Raw genomic sequence first — 15,693 nt, forward strand, 5'->3', positions numbered from 1 at the left:
TTTTTATAACCCCGTCCTTCTAGCACGGTTTTAAGTTTTGTGGCGGGGTCTAAATTCCCGTGTTTCGACTTCGCTCAACACAAGTTACAAAACTGTACTTCCGACTTCCGACTTCCGACTTCCGACTTCATTAACTATTTATTCCCCACTCCCCACTTCCGATTTCTTAATTTTGCTGACGATTAATATCTTGCAAGTCAAGAGCATAATTCAATCGGAGAACATTGACTCCCGGCTCCCCAAAAATCCCTAAAAATCTTTCATCAGTATACTTGTTAATTAAAGGTAGGATCTCATTGTCTTTTATTCGCCGCGCACCAGCAACCCGCGTCAATTGCTGCCGTGCTGCTTTCAAGGAAATATGCGGGTCTAAACCGGAGCCAGAAGTATAAATTATATCAGCGAGCGGGTTAAGATTTTCGTCTCGTAATTGATTTGCCTGTTCTAAAATCCGCTTTAGTAGCTCTGGATTGCTAGCAGCGAGATTGCTGGCTCCAGATATGCCAGTTGGCTTGGCTTTTTTGCCTTGGCTATATCTAACAGTACTGGGACGAGGATGGAAATATCGCTCAGATGTGAACACCTGACCAATTAAAGCCGAACCAATTGGTTGATTATTTAGATTCAGCATGATGCTGCCGTTGGCTTGATAGGGCAAAAAAACTTGACCCACTACAAGGATTATCAGAGGATAGATGATTGCAGTCAACAACCAAAGCATCAGAGTTATGAAAATTGCTCTGATGGTTTCTCGAATAATAGCCATAAAAATTTTCCAATTGCTGCTAATATTTTATTTTTAACTTAAGCCAAGCCCACAACTGTAATTAGTATATCGAGCAACTTAATGGCGATAAACGGCGCAATCACCCCACCTAAACCATAAATTAAGAGATTGCGTTGGACTAGCTGATTAGCTGTCAGGGGTCTAAACCGCACACCTTTCAATGCCAAGGGAATCAAAGCTGGAATAATCAAAGCATCATAAATCAGCGCTGATAAGACAGCAGACTTAGGGCTAGTCAAATTCATCATATTCAGGCTTTGCAGGTTAGCAGCGACAAATATCACTGGGATAATTGCAAAGTATTTAGCAATATCATTAGCGAGCGAAAATGTCGTCAATGCGCCGCGAGTAATCAATAATTGTTTGCCGATGGTAATGATCTCAAGCAGCTTTGTGGGATCGGAGTCCAAATCGACCATGTTGGCGGCTTCTTTTGCAGCTTGCGTCCCTGTATTCATAGCGACGCCGACGTTAGCTTGAGCTAATGCTGGAGCATCGTTAGTCCCATCTCCGGTCATGGCTACCAGTTTACCTGTTGCTTGTTCATTTTTAATGACACTGATTTTGTCTTCCGGTGTGGCTTCGGCAATGAAGTCATCCACCCCAACTTCTTTGGCAATGACAGAAGTTGTAATTCGGTTGTCTCCAGTTAGCATGATGGTACGCACTCCCATCCGTCGCAGTGCAAGAAAGCGATCGCGGATACCAGGTTTCACAATATCTTTAAGATAAACAATCCCATAGATTTCGTTATCTAGGCTGATTGCTAGGGGTGTACCTCCTAGACGAGAAACTTGTTCGTAGGCAGCATCCAATTCTGGGGTATCGCGTCCGTTGCGGGAACGGACAAATCCTTTAATGGCTCCTACTGCCCCCTTCCTGGCCTCATGTCCACCAGCTAAGTTTGTGCCACTCATGCGTGTTTTGGCGGAAAAATCAACTGCTTCTGCCTGAGTGGAGTCAAAATCAAACCGTGCTACTAAATTTTCTGCCAGTCGGACAATGGATTTACCTTCTGGTGTATTGTCAAAGAGACTAGCCGCCCACGCAACATTAGCAATTTCCGAGATTGAATAACCGTTAATGGGAATAAACTCTTCCGCTTGGCGGTTGCCGAGGGTAATTGTACCTGTCTTGTCGAGAATTAAAGTGTTGATATCACCACAGGCTTCGACTGCTTGTCCTGAGGTGGCAATGACGTTAAATTGGGCAACTCGATCCATACCAGCAATGCCGATGGTACTTAGTAAGCCGCCAATGGTCGTCGGAATTAACGCCACTAACAGGGCAATCAAAATTGGGATGCTGACTGGACTGTTGACATAGTAAGCAAGTGCGGGTATACTTACCACCACAAACAAAAACATTAAGCTGAGAACTGCCAGCAATACTGTTAAGGCAATTTCATTAGGTGTTTTGGTGCGTTCTGCCCCTTCTAAGGAGGCAATCATCCGGTCAATGAAACCTTTGCCTGGGTCAGAGGTGATGTAGATAATTAGTTCATCTGAAATAATCCGCGTCCCCCCAGTGACGGAACTGGCAACGTCGGAGCCTGATTCTTTTAATACTGGTGCGGATTCCCCAGTAATTGCCGCTTCATCCACGGAGGCGACACCCATGATTACTTCGCCGTCGGCGGGGATCATATCGCCAGCAACGACGTAGATGGTATCGCCTTGTTTGAGGCTGGTGGAGGAAACTTCGCTAATTGTGCCGTCGGAAGCAAGTTTTTTAGCGATCGCCTCTGCCACAGTTGAACGCAAGGCATGGGCTTGGGCTTTGCCCCGTCCTTGTGCCAATGCTTCAGCAAAATTGGCAAACCAAACTGTAAAGAATAAAATCCCGGACAACAAGCCGTTGAAAACTTGCGGGTTCTTTTGCAGGGCTGGGCCAAATAGATCGGGATCAATTGTTAGCAATAGGGTGATGATTGTCGCCACCCAAACCACAAACATCACTGGATTTTTAATTGCATACTTAGGGTTTAGCTTGACAAAAGCATTTCTAATTGCCCTGAAGTACAGCCACTTATTACTTGCCCTAGCCTTTTTACGTGCTTGGCGGCGATCGCCAGGACGATAATTTGGGCGTCTAGCTTTGAACTTAGTTGCCACTTGATTTATAAATAAAGTTAGGAGGTAGGAGTTAGGAGAGACGCGATTAATCGCGTCTGTACAGGGGTTAGGAGAGACGCGATTAATCGCGTCTGTATAGGAGTTAGGAGAGACGCGATTAATCGCGTCTGTACAGGAGTTAGGAGAGACGCGATTAATCGCGTCTGTACAGGGGTTAGGAGAGACGCGATTAATCGCGTCTGTACAGGGGTTAGGAGTTAGGAGTTATTAGGAACTTACAATAAAAAATAGATCCAACCTGTAGGGTGCATTACTAACTCACCTTCATCGGATGGTGCGTTACGCGATCGCTAACATACCCTACGAAACTACGAAACCGGATAATTTATTTATTTTTTGGTATTCTCTTAATTCCAAACTCATAACCCTTCTCTACGAGACCCTTCGGCAAGCTCAGGGCATCGCGCTGCGCGTAGCTTGCTTCCACGAAGTGGTACGGCAGGTGTTACAGTGAGCCCTTCGACAAGCTCAGGGTAACACTTGCCGAACTGCTCAGGGCATCGCTCATAACTCATAAATTTTCTAACCACCAGATGCTAGTTTCAAACCCTCCGCTATGGGGCCTAAAGCCAGAACGGGAAAGAAAGTCAACACTCCTAAAACCAGTGTGACTCCAGCCGTGATACTAGTAAATATCAGAGAATCAGTTCTGAGGGTACCACGGGTTTCTTGTACTTGTTGTTTGCTAGACATACCGTCAGCTAACAACAAGATGGCAATCATCGGAATGTAGCGTCCTCCTATTAAGCTAACTAAAGTACTTAAGTTCCACCACAGGGTGTTATCCCTCAACCCCTCTAAGCCGGAGCCATTATTTGCTGCTGCTGAGGCGTATTCATAAACTACTTGTGAAACACCGTGATAGCCAGCGTTGCTAATTCCAGATAGGGAGATGGGATAAGCTAAGGCGATCGCACTGGGAATTAAAACTAGAATTGGGTGAATCAACAGCACCACGCCGATGAGGACGATTTCCCGCTTTTCAATTTTGCGTCCTAAAAATTCTGGGGTGCGTCCTGCCATTAGTCCAGTTAGGAATACTGTGAGAATTAAGTAAATAAATAAGTAAGCTGTCCCAGTTCCCTGACCACCCCAGATAACCCGGATAAACAAGTTGAAGAGAGTCGAAAATATTCCTTGCGGCATCAAAGAATCGTGCATTCCATTCACAGCACCAGACATAGTAGCAGTAGTCATCACTGCCCAAAATGCCGTTTGTCCCCAGCCAAATCGAACTTCTTTACCCTCTAAATTAGGCTGTTCTAATCCCAAAGCGTTATTAACCAGGGAATTACCTTGCAGTTCTCCCACGGCTGTTACTCCCACTAGAACTACAAAAATTACAAACACCATCCAAAAAAGTAGCCAAGCTTGTTTGATATTATTAGCAAATATACCGTAAGTGTAAATCAAGGCTGCTGGTATAGAAATCATAGCGATCATTTCTATTAAGTTAGAAGCGCCATTGGGATTTTCAAAGGGATGAGCTGAGTTTACGCCAAAAAAGCCTCCGCCGTTGTCGCCTAAAAGTTTAATCATTTCAAAGGATGCCACTGGCCCTCTGGCAAGATATTGTGTGCCGCCATCCAAGGTTTTTAAATCCAGAGTCCCAGCTAATGTTTGTGGTACACCTGCTACAAGTAAGGCGATCGCACCAATAATCGAAATCGGCAGCAATATTCGCGTAATTCCACGGACGAGATCGACGTAAAAGTTTCCTAATCCTCTACCCGTCAACCCGCGAATAAAGGCAATTCCCACAGATAACCCCGTGGCTGCGGAGGTGAACATCAAAAAGCCTAGAGCCGCTACCTGGCTAAAATAACTTAAGGTTGTCTCACCAGCATAGTGTTGCTGATCGGTATTCGTCACAAAGGAAATGGTTGTGTGCAATAATACATCCCAGGTGGGAGCACCGAAGCCGTTAGGATTCCACGGTAAGAGTCTCTGAAAATATATCAGCAAATACACTGAAATACCCATAAGGAAGTTGCTACATATTACAGCCCGGATATATTGCCAACCCGTCATCTCATCCTTTCTCCGAACACCCGCTAGTATGAACATACTTCGCTCTATGGGGTTCATTAAAAAATCAAGCAGTGTCCTTTCTCCCAAGAAGACACGCGCTATGTATCTTCCGAATAGCGGAGTGATTGCTATGACAATACACAGCGTTAAGCCAATTTGCAAAAAACCTTGTTCCATAGATTTTGCGCTCAATTAAATTTAAGTTAAGTGAACTCCAAAAAATAAATTATTCTATCTTGTGGGATGGGCATCTTGCCCGTCCTTGGTGATTAGCGGGCAAGATGCCCGCACCACAAGAAATTTTTGGATATTTTTTTATTTGGAAGTCGCTAAGTGCTAGCAAGCCAATTCTTATAAATAACAGATTAACTGTTGGGGTATTTGATTTCGAGGGATTTACTATTTTCAGTTCTGACTATTTTCCAGATACTTGCTAAAGTTTTTGTTAAGAATATTTAATTTTTACTCTTAATTCATCTATCTCAACTAGTTAGGATTATTTGTTTATACAATACATTTTCCAAGTTTGCTACTTAATTTTAGGATTAATTATCAAGTTGGCATTTGCAGATATAGATTGGAGATAAACCATAATTGCTGAATTAAATAGTTATACAGATTGGATGATCACGATTTTTTAGTAAATCATAAATGACGATGTTAAGTCGATTAGTGACTATGAAAGAAGCTATAACTGAGCGTGGAGAGACATACGGGCTAATAGCGATCGCCTTTGCTATCGTAATCAGCTTGGAATATTTGACACCACCTGAGTACGTATTTGGCTACCTGTACACAGGGACGATTTTGTTAGCTGATTATCGATTGAATCGGGGAGCAGTATTAGGAGTCACTCTTGCAGCTGCAGGATTAACATTATTGAATTTGTTTGTTCCCGGAGGAGAAATGATTCATCCCCCAACGTTGGCAAATAGGTTGATTGCAGTGTTGGCATTGGTGGTAACGGGTTGGTTAAGCGATCGCAACCACCGCAATGAAGAAGCGATCGCTTATACGCAAGCACAATTACGCTCCCAAGAACAACTAGCTATCATGCGTGAAGATTTTGTTTCTACCCTAACGCATGATTTGAAAACACCCCTATTAGGAGCAATTGAAACGCTGAAATATTTTCAAAATGAGCAATTTGGTGAAATCACGCCAATGCAGGCAAAAGTTCTCCAAACAATGGCTCGTAGTCATCGCAGTACACTACAATTAGTCCAAACTCTTTTAGATGTATACCGCAATGATGCCGAAGGGCTGAAACTAGAGATATCACCCGTTAATTTGGTGACAGTGGCGGAGGAGATCATCGCTACCCTGGCGGAACTAGCGAGAACACGTCAGGTTTATATTTCTCTACACTATGGCGAATCAGATTTTCGCAGCTTTCTCTGGGTAAATGGCGATTCTTTGCAACTTGGGCGAGTGTTCACCAATCTTTTGAGTAATGGCATTAATCATACCCCTCGTGGCGGTAAAGTGGAAGTAGTACTTGAAGGTTATTCTAGCGATCAAGTAGTAAAAATACTCGATACTGGTTCCGGCATTACCGAAGAAGAGTTACCCCACTTATTTGAAAGGTTTTATCAAGGACATAGCGATCGCCACGTCTCAGGATCTGGACTGGGGCTTTATTTGACTAGGCAAATTATTGTTGCTCATGGGGGTACAATTTGGGCAGAGAATCGCTCACCACGGGGCGCACTGTTTGGTTTCAGACTCCCTGTTTGTCCACCGCCGGGAAGTTGAGAGGGGATGAGGGGGATGAGGGAGACAAGGGAGATGAGGGAGACAAGGGAGATGAGGGGGATGAGGGAGATGAGGGGGATGAGGGGGACAAGGGAGATGAGGGGGACAAGGGAGACAAGGGAGATGAGGGAGATAAGGGGGATAAAGTAGATAAGGAGAATACCCTATGACCAATGACAAATGACCAATGACCAATGACAAATGACCAATGACCAATGACCAATGACAAATGACAAAAATCTTGCTGGTTGAAGATGATGAATTATTTCGGCTTGGTCTGCGGATGCGGTTGCAACAAGAAACTAGTTTGGAGATTGTCGCAGAGGCAGAAGATGGGGAACAAGCTGTAGAGTTAGCAAATCGCTATCCCCTGGATTTGGTCTTGCTAGATATAGGTTTACCGGGGATTGGCGGGATTGAGGCTTGTCGCCAAATCAAGCAGAAGCACCCAACTTTACCAATTCTGGTTTTAACGTCTCGTTCTGAAAAACCCTTGATTTCACGGTTAATTGCTGTCGGGGCGCAAGGTTACTGTCTCAAAGGTATTCCATCTGAGTCTTTAATATTAGCAGTGCGATCGGTTGCAGCAGGCGCTTCTTGGTGGGATCAAACGGCAACAACAGAAATTAGAGCCGCTTTTGAGGGCAATCCTACTGTGTTGCTACCTGCAAAAACTGAGGAATCCTTAGAAAATCCCTTAACGAAGCGGGAGCAAGAAATTTTGGCACTGGTAGCAACTGGCAAAAGCAATCAGGAAATTGCTGAGATTCTCTACATTGCCCCTGGTACAGTGCGGGTTCATGTTCATGCTATTTTACAGAAACTAGAAGTACGCGATCGCACCCAAGCCGCAGTTTTAGCTATCCAAAAAGGATTGGTAGCACCAGAATTATTAATTAATTAGATACATTTTACTAGAGAGGAAACTACAAACTAAATTCCGCTGCGCCATCCTCATCAATTTCTGCATCCTTACCCATAGCAGTAGGTTTAAATTTAGAGCCATGAATTAATTCAGCAAACGCAATTCCTGAATTTTGGTGAAGAATATTCAGCACACTCATAAAATCTCGCACAATTTCCCCTGGTGTAAGTAATGCTTCTGCACCCAAGCGATTAATAATTTCTTGGACAAACTCCTTCAACTCACGATTTGTCAAAGTCTGTTCATATCCAAAATTGAGTGCATGAATCTCAGCTAAACGTTGCAAAAGCGTCAAGATTTCTGCTTCACTCAACGGGTTCAATCGAATTACTGGCCCCAAATACTCCTGAACGCTAGATTGTGCAACAAAACGGCTTTCTTTTGTGCGTCTTTGCCAAGCTTGGTCTGCAAAAAGTCCCCGTTTAGGGTCTTCTAAAAACTTAGTTGTTCCACCAACGACAATGCCAAGATGTTCTGCTTTGCACTGCATGGTGTCGTTAAACATTGCCAGAAGTCGATTATAATTCTTTTCCCGCGTAACTGTAGTAGATATTTGATATAAATGTACGGCTTCATCAACTAAAATTAACAGTCCTTTATAGCCAATGTCAGCGACAAATTTAGCAAACAGTTTGATATAGTCATACCAACTATCATCATCAATAATGACGCGCACTCCTAAAGCTGCTTTCGCCTCAACTTTAGTAGTAAATTCTCCACGCAACCAGCGCATTGCCGCACTTTTTAAATTATCATCATCCAATCGGTAGCCACGCCAATAAGCGATAATCACGCTCCCAAAATCAAAACCGTGAACTAAGTCTTCAATATATTGAACTACTTCTCTAATTTTCGATTCAACTTGGTCATCAAAACCATCCTCATTCGGACGCATTCCAGTTTCTTTAACCACTTCTTGTTGAATTTTATTAATCCATCCTTCTAAAATAGAGACTAAAGCACCACCATCAGGACGAGTTTTTGTAGCTAGGTGGCTCATTAATTCTCGATAGGTGGCTACACCTTCATTGTTGCTTCCAGCTAATCGGCGTTCCGGGGAGAAATCAGCATCAGCTACTACAAAACCTTGTTCCATAGCGCGGTTGCGAATTAATTGTAGTAAAAAACTTTTCCCGGAACCGTAATTACCAATTATAAAGCGAAATGCTGATACACCTTCTGCAATATCATCGAGATTTTGTAATAGGCTTTTTAGTTCTTTTTCTCGACCTACTGCTATATATTCAACTCCTACTCTTGGTACTACCCCCGCACCAAGGGAATTGATTAAAGCAGTGGAGATTTTTTTTGAGATTTTCAGCTTTGCCATGAATTACATTTGACTTTATTTTAAACGCAGAAGCACGCAGTTGCAAAAAAATTGTAGGTTGGGTGGAGGCTTTGCGTAACCCAACATCCTGATAATCAGTTGGGTTGCGCTCCGCTCCACCCAACCTACGTCTAATGCACTATTTTAGTCTAGACAGTCCACTACGTACATTTCAAAAATCAAATACTAATCCTATATTCACCTTACTACTAATCTGACGACAGCAATAATAATTTAATTTGAGGAAGTATGTCTAGCCATGAGGTCTTCATAGATTGCAATTATTTTTTTGACATGCGTTATATGCTCCTGATAAACTTCTAGACTTTCGGAATCTGAATTAATTATTAATTCACCAATAGTATCACTTGCCCGTTCATTTATAGAATCGATTAATAGATTCGGCATAGTGATATTTGCTTCAGCAATTTTTTTAATAGCAGCCTTGGGATTATCTTGTTCGACTATAGCTTTTAATACTTGTAGCTCATATACTGGGAGATTTTCTAGAAATTTAGTCCATTCTTCGGGTATATTCTCTGATGTATCAACCTCCGAAGTATCGATGATTGCTGAAGATGCAATTATTTCCGAAAAAGCAAACAATTCAATATCATCTTCTTTTAAGTTCTCAGACAAAGGTTTCAGATTTAATGTTTCTATTTGTTGGAGTAATTCCCATACTTGATTTTGCAATGAGTCTCGTTCTTCTTGCAATAATGAAACTTGCCCTTGCAACTGCTGTAATTCAGCTTTTTGTTCTACTAGTTGCGTTTGTGAAGAATTCAGGATGGCTTGGATATTTTCTCTTTCAGTTTTTGTCGCTACAAGCAATTGATTTTTTTGGTTGGTCTCAATTTCTAGCTCTTGAATTGCAATTCGCAGTTCGTATAGTTTTTCTTCTAATTGGGGTTTGAGTCTGCCTAAAAGAGTTAAATTGCTTTCAACTTCTTGTTTCTCTTGTTGGAGTTCGGAAATTTGACTTTGCAACAGGGTGATTTCACTGCGAGATACATTACAATTCGACTCTAGACGGCGTTTCTCGGCTGTGAGGACAGAAAAAGCATTGCTCAATTCTGCTTGATTTTTCTGCAAGTTATTAATTTCATTTTGTCGGCTGCTGATTTCGGTTTCTAACTGCTTTTTTTGTCCGGCAAATGTTCTTAATTCTCGATGTAAAATATCCCTTTGATTACGGCTTTCTGTTACTTGATTTTGCAGTTGTTGTGACTCAGCATATAATAAATTATGATGTTCTTCGATTTGATTGATTTCTCTGACAACACGAGCCTTCAATCCCTCCATATCTTTAATCCGCTTGCGGAGAGAACCTAAAACAAACATTTCATAATTTCTGCGTCGCTTATCTACGAATAATGCTACTGCATAGATAGTAACAGCCGTAATTATACCTGTGAGAAAGGCTTTCTTAAAATCCCAGCTTGGGACAAGGCTAAGTCCAAAACTCACACTAAAGGCAACTATGCCTAAGATTAATCTATTGCTGATCATTACTGATTGCATATTGCTGGTTTTTAGCGTAGTTAAATTATCAGAATAAGTAGCTCTCATCGTAGTTCGTAATTAAAATAGACATAGGAAAATTCTTAATGCTCGGTGTTGGATGTGTTTTTCTTGGCATGAGAAAGTGTTAAATCTGCTTTTAAGAAATCAATAAACTGCCGTGCTGTACGTCCAGAACGACCATTATGGCGAGTTGCCCACTGTAATGCTTGATATTCCAAATCTTCTTGGGTAATATTAATTTCAGCTTGTGTGGCTAGATGTTGTATAATTTTCAAGTAAGTTTTCTGATCGGCTGGTTCAAAGGTCAAGGTTAAACCAAAGCGATCGCTAAACGAAAGCTTCTCCTGCATCGTATCCCAGGCATGAATTTCCTCGTTATCCTTGGGCGTAGGTCTATCCACAAAAAACTCCCGAATTAGGTGACGGCGATTAGAAGTAGCATACACAACTACGTTTTGAGGCCGCGCGGTTAAATTACCTTCTAAAACTACCTTAAGGGCTTTAAAGGCATCATCATCTTCTTCAAAGGAAAGGTCATCGACAAAGATGATAAATTTTTGTGACACACCCCGTAAATGTTCCACAATTTCTGGTAAGTCTTTTAAATCAGATTTTGCCACTTCCAATAAGCGGAGACTGCGTTGGGCTTTGCCCTTGCCGGAGGCATTGCTATATTCATTCAACAAAGATTTCACTAAAGAAGATTTGCCAGAACCGCGACTACCGTAAAGTAATACATGGAGTGCCATCTCTCCTGATAATAAAAACTCTGTATTTTTTAGCAAAGCATCTCTTTGAGACTCGTAACCTACAAGCGCACTCAGCTTAATCGGGTCAGAATACCGAATACCGATAAACTGTCCAGCTTGCCAGCGTAAAGCGCGATATTCTGCAAATAAACCAGAGCCACATTGCCGATAATAAGTTGCTAACTTTTCTACAGCATCACCCCAATTGTCTAATTCTTGGAGATATGTAGCGAATGTCTCTACTCCTACGAATTCTTGCTCTTTATACCACACTACTGGTGAAATCGGCATATCAGCTACGCCTTGTATCCACTCACTCAAACAAGCGCTGCTACATTCATAGAGACTTTGCAATACTTGTAAATCATGCTGAACTCCTGCTACTAAAGCCGAGGGCAAATCTACAAATTCTCGCTGTTGGGCTAGCCTTGTAAAGGGATTCTCAGAAAAGAGAATCTGACTAATTAAATAGTCTTCCCAGTTTTGATTTCTAGCAGCCAAAGCGTGGAAGTAATTGCCGTAGGCTTGGAGACAACCCCGTGCATCGGCATCAGTGTAACGTATAGCTTGCAACAGTTCTATAAATGCTATCCCCACTTCGGATTGCAGAACAGATTGGTACAGTAAAAGTGAGGCTGCTTGGCGCTGGAGATAGTGAATCTTTGTATATGAGGAAGTACTTGGCATTGGCATCGCTTGATTATCCATGAATTAACTGTGTGGTATAGCTAAATAGCTATGGTAAATTGTCTGCTGACCCTGGCAGTAAAGTCAAAGTCTACATAGGTTTTAACAATGAATTTAAGTATAATTGCTGCTTTTGCCTATGGCATATTAGCGATTGTTGGTGGCATTATTGGCTACATTCAGGCTAGAAGTAAGGTTTCACTCTTAAGTGGTAGCATTAGCGGTTTATTACTAATAGTTGCGGCTTATGTTCAACTCCAAGGGCAAACCTGGGGTTCCATTTTAGCAGTGTTAGTTACTAGTGTTTTAGTAGTAGTATTTGCATTTCGACTGGCTAAAACACGTAAGTTTATGCCTGCGGGGTTAATGACGATTTTGGGTGTGCTGGCATTGGCGGTGATGGTGAATCAATTTGTGGCGAATTGAGGGTTTAAGTTTAAACGCAGAGGGACGCAGAGGGAAGCGCAGAGGTACGCGGAGAATTCGCTAGGAATTAATGAAATGCTGTACTTAGTGTAGAATCTGGCCAATCATTCGGTTTGCTTGGGAAGCATAGCCACCGCCAAATAAATTGAAGTGATTCAAAATGTGATATAGGTTATAGAGCGTTTTTCTCTGCTCATAGCCTGCATCTAAGGGAAAGGCTTCGTTATAACCTTTGTAAAACGCTGCGGGGAATCCACCAAACAATTCTGTCATGGCAATATCAACTTCGCGATCGCCAAAATAAGTTGCTGGATCAAAAATCACGGGTTCTCCTGACGCAGTACACCCAGCATTTCCACCCCATAAATCGCCATGTACTAAGGAAGGTTGCACCTGATGCGCCAATAGTTCCGGGATAGCTGCGAGTAATTTTTCTTGCTGGGGAAAATTTCCTCCCCGTCGCCTTGCTAACTGAAATTGATAACCCAGGCGATGTTTAATATAAAATTTTACCCAGTCTGCTGTCCAAGTATTGATTTGGGGCGTTGAACCAATGGTATTGTTAATTTTCCAACCAAAACCTTCGCTATTGCTAGCTTTATGCATTGCTGCCAATTTGCGCCCCATCTCTTCCCACGAATTACTGTTACCGCTACCAAGTTCTAACCATTCCAGCACGATGTAGCTAGAATTCTCAGCTACACCCCAACAAATAGGTTTTGGGAGGCGAATACTAGCTGTTGCTAGCATTTCCTTTAAACCCAATGCCTCAGCCTCAAACATCGCAACTTGGGATGCTTGGTTAATCTTGACAAAGTAGGTTATCTCAGCATTGGAAACAGCATAACCTTGGTTGATACATCCGCCACCAACCGATCGTTGTTGCTGACTCTGGAATTTTTCACCAGTCACCTGGCTAATTTGAGCATCGATTTGAGTCCACATGATTAAATAATTGGAGAGTAGGAGATGAGAGAGATGAGGACGACAAGGAGAATAATCAATGCCCAATACTTCGGCAACGCTCAGTACAAGTGCCCATTCCCCATTTTTAATTTACGGTTTGACGACAACTACACCATAAGCATTCGGGGAAAGATACTCTTTAGCAGCTTGCATCAAGTCAGTTGCATCTTGGCTGTGAATGATCGCTGGGTAGTTAAAGGCGGGTTCCAAATCTCCCACTAAAGACTGATAATAACCATACAAATTAGCGCGATCGCTTGGTGTTTCATTACCAAAAATAAATCTGTTCGCTACTCGCCGCCCCACACGGGCAATTTCTGATTCTGTTACCAACTCGGTTTGGACTTGGCGAATGTGTTGTGCGATCGCATCCTCTACTTCTGCTAAATTTTCCACTGCACATTTAGCTGAAATATAAAATGTCCCTTGCAGCTGATTGCTCATATTGCTCACAGAAATTGAAGAAACCAATCCCCGTTCTTCTCGTAAATCCCTCACCAGTCTTGATGTCCGCCCGTGTCCCAAAATTCCTGCTAAAACATCCAGTCCATAGGTGCGATCTAACTGCGTCATTCCTGGAACTCGCCAAACCATCACTAGCCTTGCTTGCTGGAGACTTTCATCTCTAAATTCTCGACGGACAATTTCTGTAAATGGTGATTCAGTAGGCAGAGACGTGATTAATTGCGTCTGTACTGGAGAGTCCTGAGCTTTATTAGCTTTTGTAAATGCTTCAGCAACGGTTGCAATTAATTCTTCCACGGGCAAATTGCCCACAGCTACAGCAGTAATTGACTGGGGTTGATACCAATTAGCGTGAAAATCCCGCATCTGCTGGGGTTTAAGTTCGGCAATCACCGATTCTGGGCCCAATACTGCACGGCGATAAGGTAACTCATCAAAGGCTGTCTCCATCGCGCGTCTAAATGTCCGGCGCTGGGGATTATCCTCTGAACGCCTAATTTCTTCTAAAACTACTAGTCGTTCACGTTCAAAAGCATCATCAGGAATACTAGCATTAGATACTACATCTATTTGTAGTGGAGCAAGCTCGCCAAAATCTTTGGGCGCAGTGGTTATATAGTAATGTGTATAGTCTTGGCTAGTAGCGGCATTGGTAACAGCACCCCGTTCTTCAATTCGACGTTCAAATTCGCCGCTAGCCAGTCGTTCTGTTCCCTTAAAAATCATGTGCTCTAAAAAGTGAGCCATGCCGTTAATGGCATCAGATTCTACGGCTGAACCAACTTTTATCCATACGTTGAGGTTTACAGCTTCAACTGGCATCTGTTCCGCGATGATTGTTAAACCATTGGGCAACTGATGCAGGGTTGGGGTGTTAAGACGAGGAAATTTCCGCAGGGTTGAAGTCATTGCTACTTGTGTGAGGAGCTATGTTACTTCTTTATCTTATCTGTCACCGAAAATGAAAGAGCGCAAGCCCCTGCTTTCAAGTAGCGATCGCTGTACGCCAAAGTTGCATAAAAGCGTAGCGTTTTTAATGCAAGCCGATGCATTGGCATAGCAAGGCGATGCATTGGCATAACAAGGCGATGCATTGGCATAACAAGGCAATGCATTGGCATAACAAGGCGATGCATTGGCATAGCAAGGCGATGCATTGGCATAGCAAGCCGACGCATTGGCATAGCAAGCCGATGCATTGGCATAGCAAGGTATTGACCCTCTCTCTTGCCCTCTTATCCGACGACTATTGACACAGTGATTCTGCCTGTGCAATGTGTTTTAGCGATCGCTCTCCTGCTTTCCTGAAGAATAATCATACTTTCTAAAACTCCCAGTTTGCCTGTAAAACTATCGTTCTGCGCCCCGAAATGGAATGACCGTGATTTTCAGAAAATGGTGTCAGATTGGCTAGTTTCAGAAGTATATCAGCGTCTCACTAGCAACTAAAAACTTGCGTATGACAATACAGCGATCCGCTATTTTTTTAGGATACAACGAGTTTGAAAACACGCTCTAGACAATCTGTTGGGCTAATGAAAAATTCACCCTCACAAGAACAGCCCCTCTCCCAATTTTGGGAGAGGGGAGCAAATTCTCTAGTTCGCCTTTTCTCAACTTGGGATTCGGGGTTAGGGGATGAGGGCAAAACGCCTTCTCAAAGCAGATTTTTTCTTAAGTTGACACCAATGAGTAATGCTGTGCCCTTACGACAGATATGGTTCAAATAAATGAAAACTGCTGTAGTAAACTTGTTCTCTATTGCTAGGCTGAAACAGCAAATTGCCACTGTTGCAGCTTTTAGGTTTACCAAAAGTGTCACCTACCTACCAACATTGAGTTACGGTACATAGATAACAGGCGCGCTCACTGAATCTGTAATTTTGCCACCGCTAAGGATATAAGCTAAT

General features: G+C 42.7%; 14 protein-coding genes. 5 read left to right on the top strand and 9 right to left on the bottom strand.

The features are described from left to right. Positions 1 to 166: 166 nt before the first annotated feature. The 3 genes from kdpC to kdpA all read right to left on the bottom strand — a co-directional run bounded on the left by kdpC (position 167) and on the right by kdpA (position 5,130). Positions 167 to 766, bottom strand: a complete 600-nt coding sequence (gene kdpC / locus HWQ38_RS40045) for a K(+)-transporting ATPase subunit C (RefSeq protein WP_292806083.1) — start codon at positions 764 to 766, stop codon at positions 167 to 169. Between the two features lie 38 nt (positions 767 to 804). Next, positions 805 to 2,910, bottom strand: a complete 2,106-nt coding sequence (gene kdpB / locus HWQ38_RS40050; RefSeq protein WP_292806188.1) for a potassium-transporting ATPase subunit KdpB — start codon at positions 2,908 to 2,910, stop codon at positions 805 to 807. Positions 2,911 to 3,444: 534 nt separating this feature from the next. After that, positions 3,445 to 5,130: a potassium-transporting ATPase subunit KdpA gene (kdpA, locus tag HWQ38_RS40055; RefSeq protein WP_292806086.1), complete on the bottom strand. Its 1,686-nt coding sequence runs from the start codon at positions 5,128 to 5,130 to the stop codon at positions 3,445 to 3,447. Positions 5,131 to 5,610: 480 nt separating this feature from the next. Here kdpA and HWQ38_RS40060 point away from each other — a divergent pair, with 480 nt between their 5' ends. The 3 genes from HWQ38_RS40060 to HWQ38_RS40070 are packed head-to-tail and all read left to right on the top strand — an operon-like array spanning position 5,611 to position 7,612. After that, positions 5,611 to 6,708, top strand: a complete 1,098-nt coding sequence (locus HWQ38_RS40060; RefSeq protein ID WP_292806089.1) for a HAMP domain-containing sensor histidine kinase — start codon at positions 5,611 to 5,613, stop codon at positions 6,706 to 6,708. Continuing rightward, positions 6,705 to 6,878 carry a hypothetical protein gene (locus tag HWQ38_RS40065; protein ID WP_292806092.1) on the top strand — a complete coding sequence of 58 codons (174 nt, stop codon included), beginning with the start codon at positions 6,705 to 6,707 and terminating at the stop codon, positions 6,876 to 6,878. The genes HWQ38_RS40060 and HWQ38_RS40065 overlap by 4 nt, the downstream gene beginning before the upstream one ends. A gap of 59 nt (positions 6,879 to 6,937) precedes the next feature. Beyond that, positions 6,938 to 7,612 (top strand): response regulator transcription factor, encoded by a 675-nt coding sequence (locus HWQ38_RS40070; protein ID WP_292806094.1) that lies wholly within the window; start codon positions 6,938 to 6,940, stop codon positions 7,610 to 7,612. 22 nt (positions 7,613 to 7,634) lie between these two features. On the opposite strand, the gene HWQ38_RS40075 is transcribed toward HWQ38_RS40070, so the two are convergent. From HWQ38_RS40075 to HWQ38_RS40085, 3 genes are all read right to left on the bottom strand, one after another. Continuing rightward, positions 7,635 to 8,963, bottom strand: coding sequence for an ATP-binding protein (locus tag HWQ38_RS40075; RefSeq protein ID WP_292806097.1), 1,329 nt, complete (start codon positions 8,961 to 8,963; stop codon positions 7,635 to 7,637). Between the two features lie 234 nt (positions 8,964 to 9,197). Continuing rightward, the gene (locus HWQ38_RS40080) at positions 9,198 to 10,535 is read right to left on the bottom strand and encodes a tellurite resistance TerB C-terminal domain-containing protein (RefSeq protein WP_292806100.1); all 1,338 of its coding nucleotides are present in this window, start codon (positions 10,533 to 10,535) and stop codon (positions 9,198 to 9,200) included. 35 nt (positions 10,536 to 10,570) lie between these two features. Continuing rightward, complete coding sequence (locus tag HWQ38_RS40085) at positions 10,571 to 11,947, bottom strand: ATP-binding protein (RefSeq protein WP_292806103.1); 1,377 nt, start codon at positions 11,945 to 11,947, stop codon at positions 10,571 to 10,573. An 87-nt stretch (positions 11,948 to 12,034) separates the two neighbouring features. Between HWQ38_RS40085 and HWQ38_RS40090 the strand changes: the two genes are divergently transcribed. After that, entirely contained in the window at positions 12,035 to 12,352 is a 318-nt protein-coding gene (locus HWQ38_RS40090) for a TMEM14 family protein (protein ID WP_292806105.1), read from the top strand. A gap of 84 nt (positions 12,353 to 12,436) precedes the next feature. On the opposite strand, the gene HWQ38_RS40095 is transcribed toward HWQ38_RS40090, so the two are convergent. From HWQ38_RS40095 to HWQ38_RS40105, 3 genes are all read right to left on the bottom strand, one after another. Next, positions 12,437 to 13,297 (bottom strand): fructosamine kinase family protein, encoded by an 861-nt coding sequence (locus HWQ38_RS40095; RefSeq protein WP_292806108.1) that lies wholly within the window; start codon positions 13,295 to 13,297, stop codon positions 12,437 to 12,439. 111 nt (positions 13,298 to 13,408) lie between these two features. Continuing rightward, positions 13,409 to 14,692 (bottom strand): pitrilysin family protein, encoded by a 1,284-nt coding sequence (locus HWQ38_RS40100; protein ID WP_292806111.1) that lies wholly within the window; start codon positions 14,690 to 14,692, stop codon positions 13,409 to 13,411. 23 nt (positions 14,693 to 14,715) lie between these two features. Next, positions 14,716 to 14,988: a hypothetical protein gene (locus HWQ38_RS40105; RefSeq protein WP_292806114.1), complete on the bottom strand. Its 273-nt coding sequence runs from the start codon at positions 14,986 to 14,988 to the stop codon at positions 14,716 to 14,718. Between the two features lie 525 nt (positions 14,989 to 15,513). Between HWQ38_RS40105 and HWQ38_RS40110 the strand changes: the two genes are divergently transcribed. Continuing rightward, positions 15,514 to 15,636, top strand: a complete 123-nt coding sequence (locus HWQ38_RS40110) for a hypothetical protein (RefSeq protein WP_292806116.1) — start codon at positions 15,514 to 15,516, stop codon at positions 15,634 to 15,636. Positions 15,637 to 15,693 lie beyond the last annotated feature (57 nt).

It is taken from the genome of Nostoc sp. NMS7 (assembly GCF_017115085.1).
Taxonomy (GTDB): Bacteria; Cyanobacteriota; Cyanobacteriia; order Cyanobacteriales; family Nostocaceae; genus Nostoc.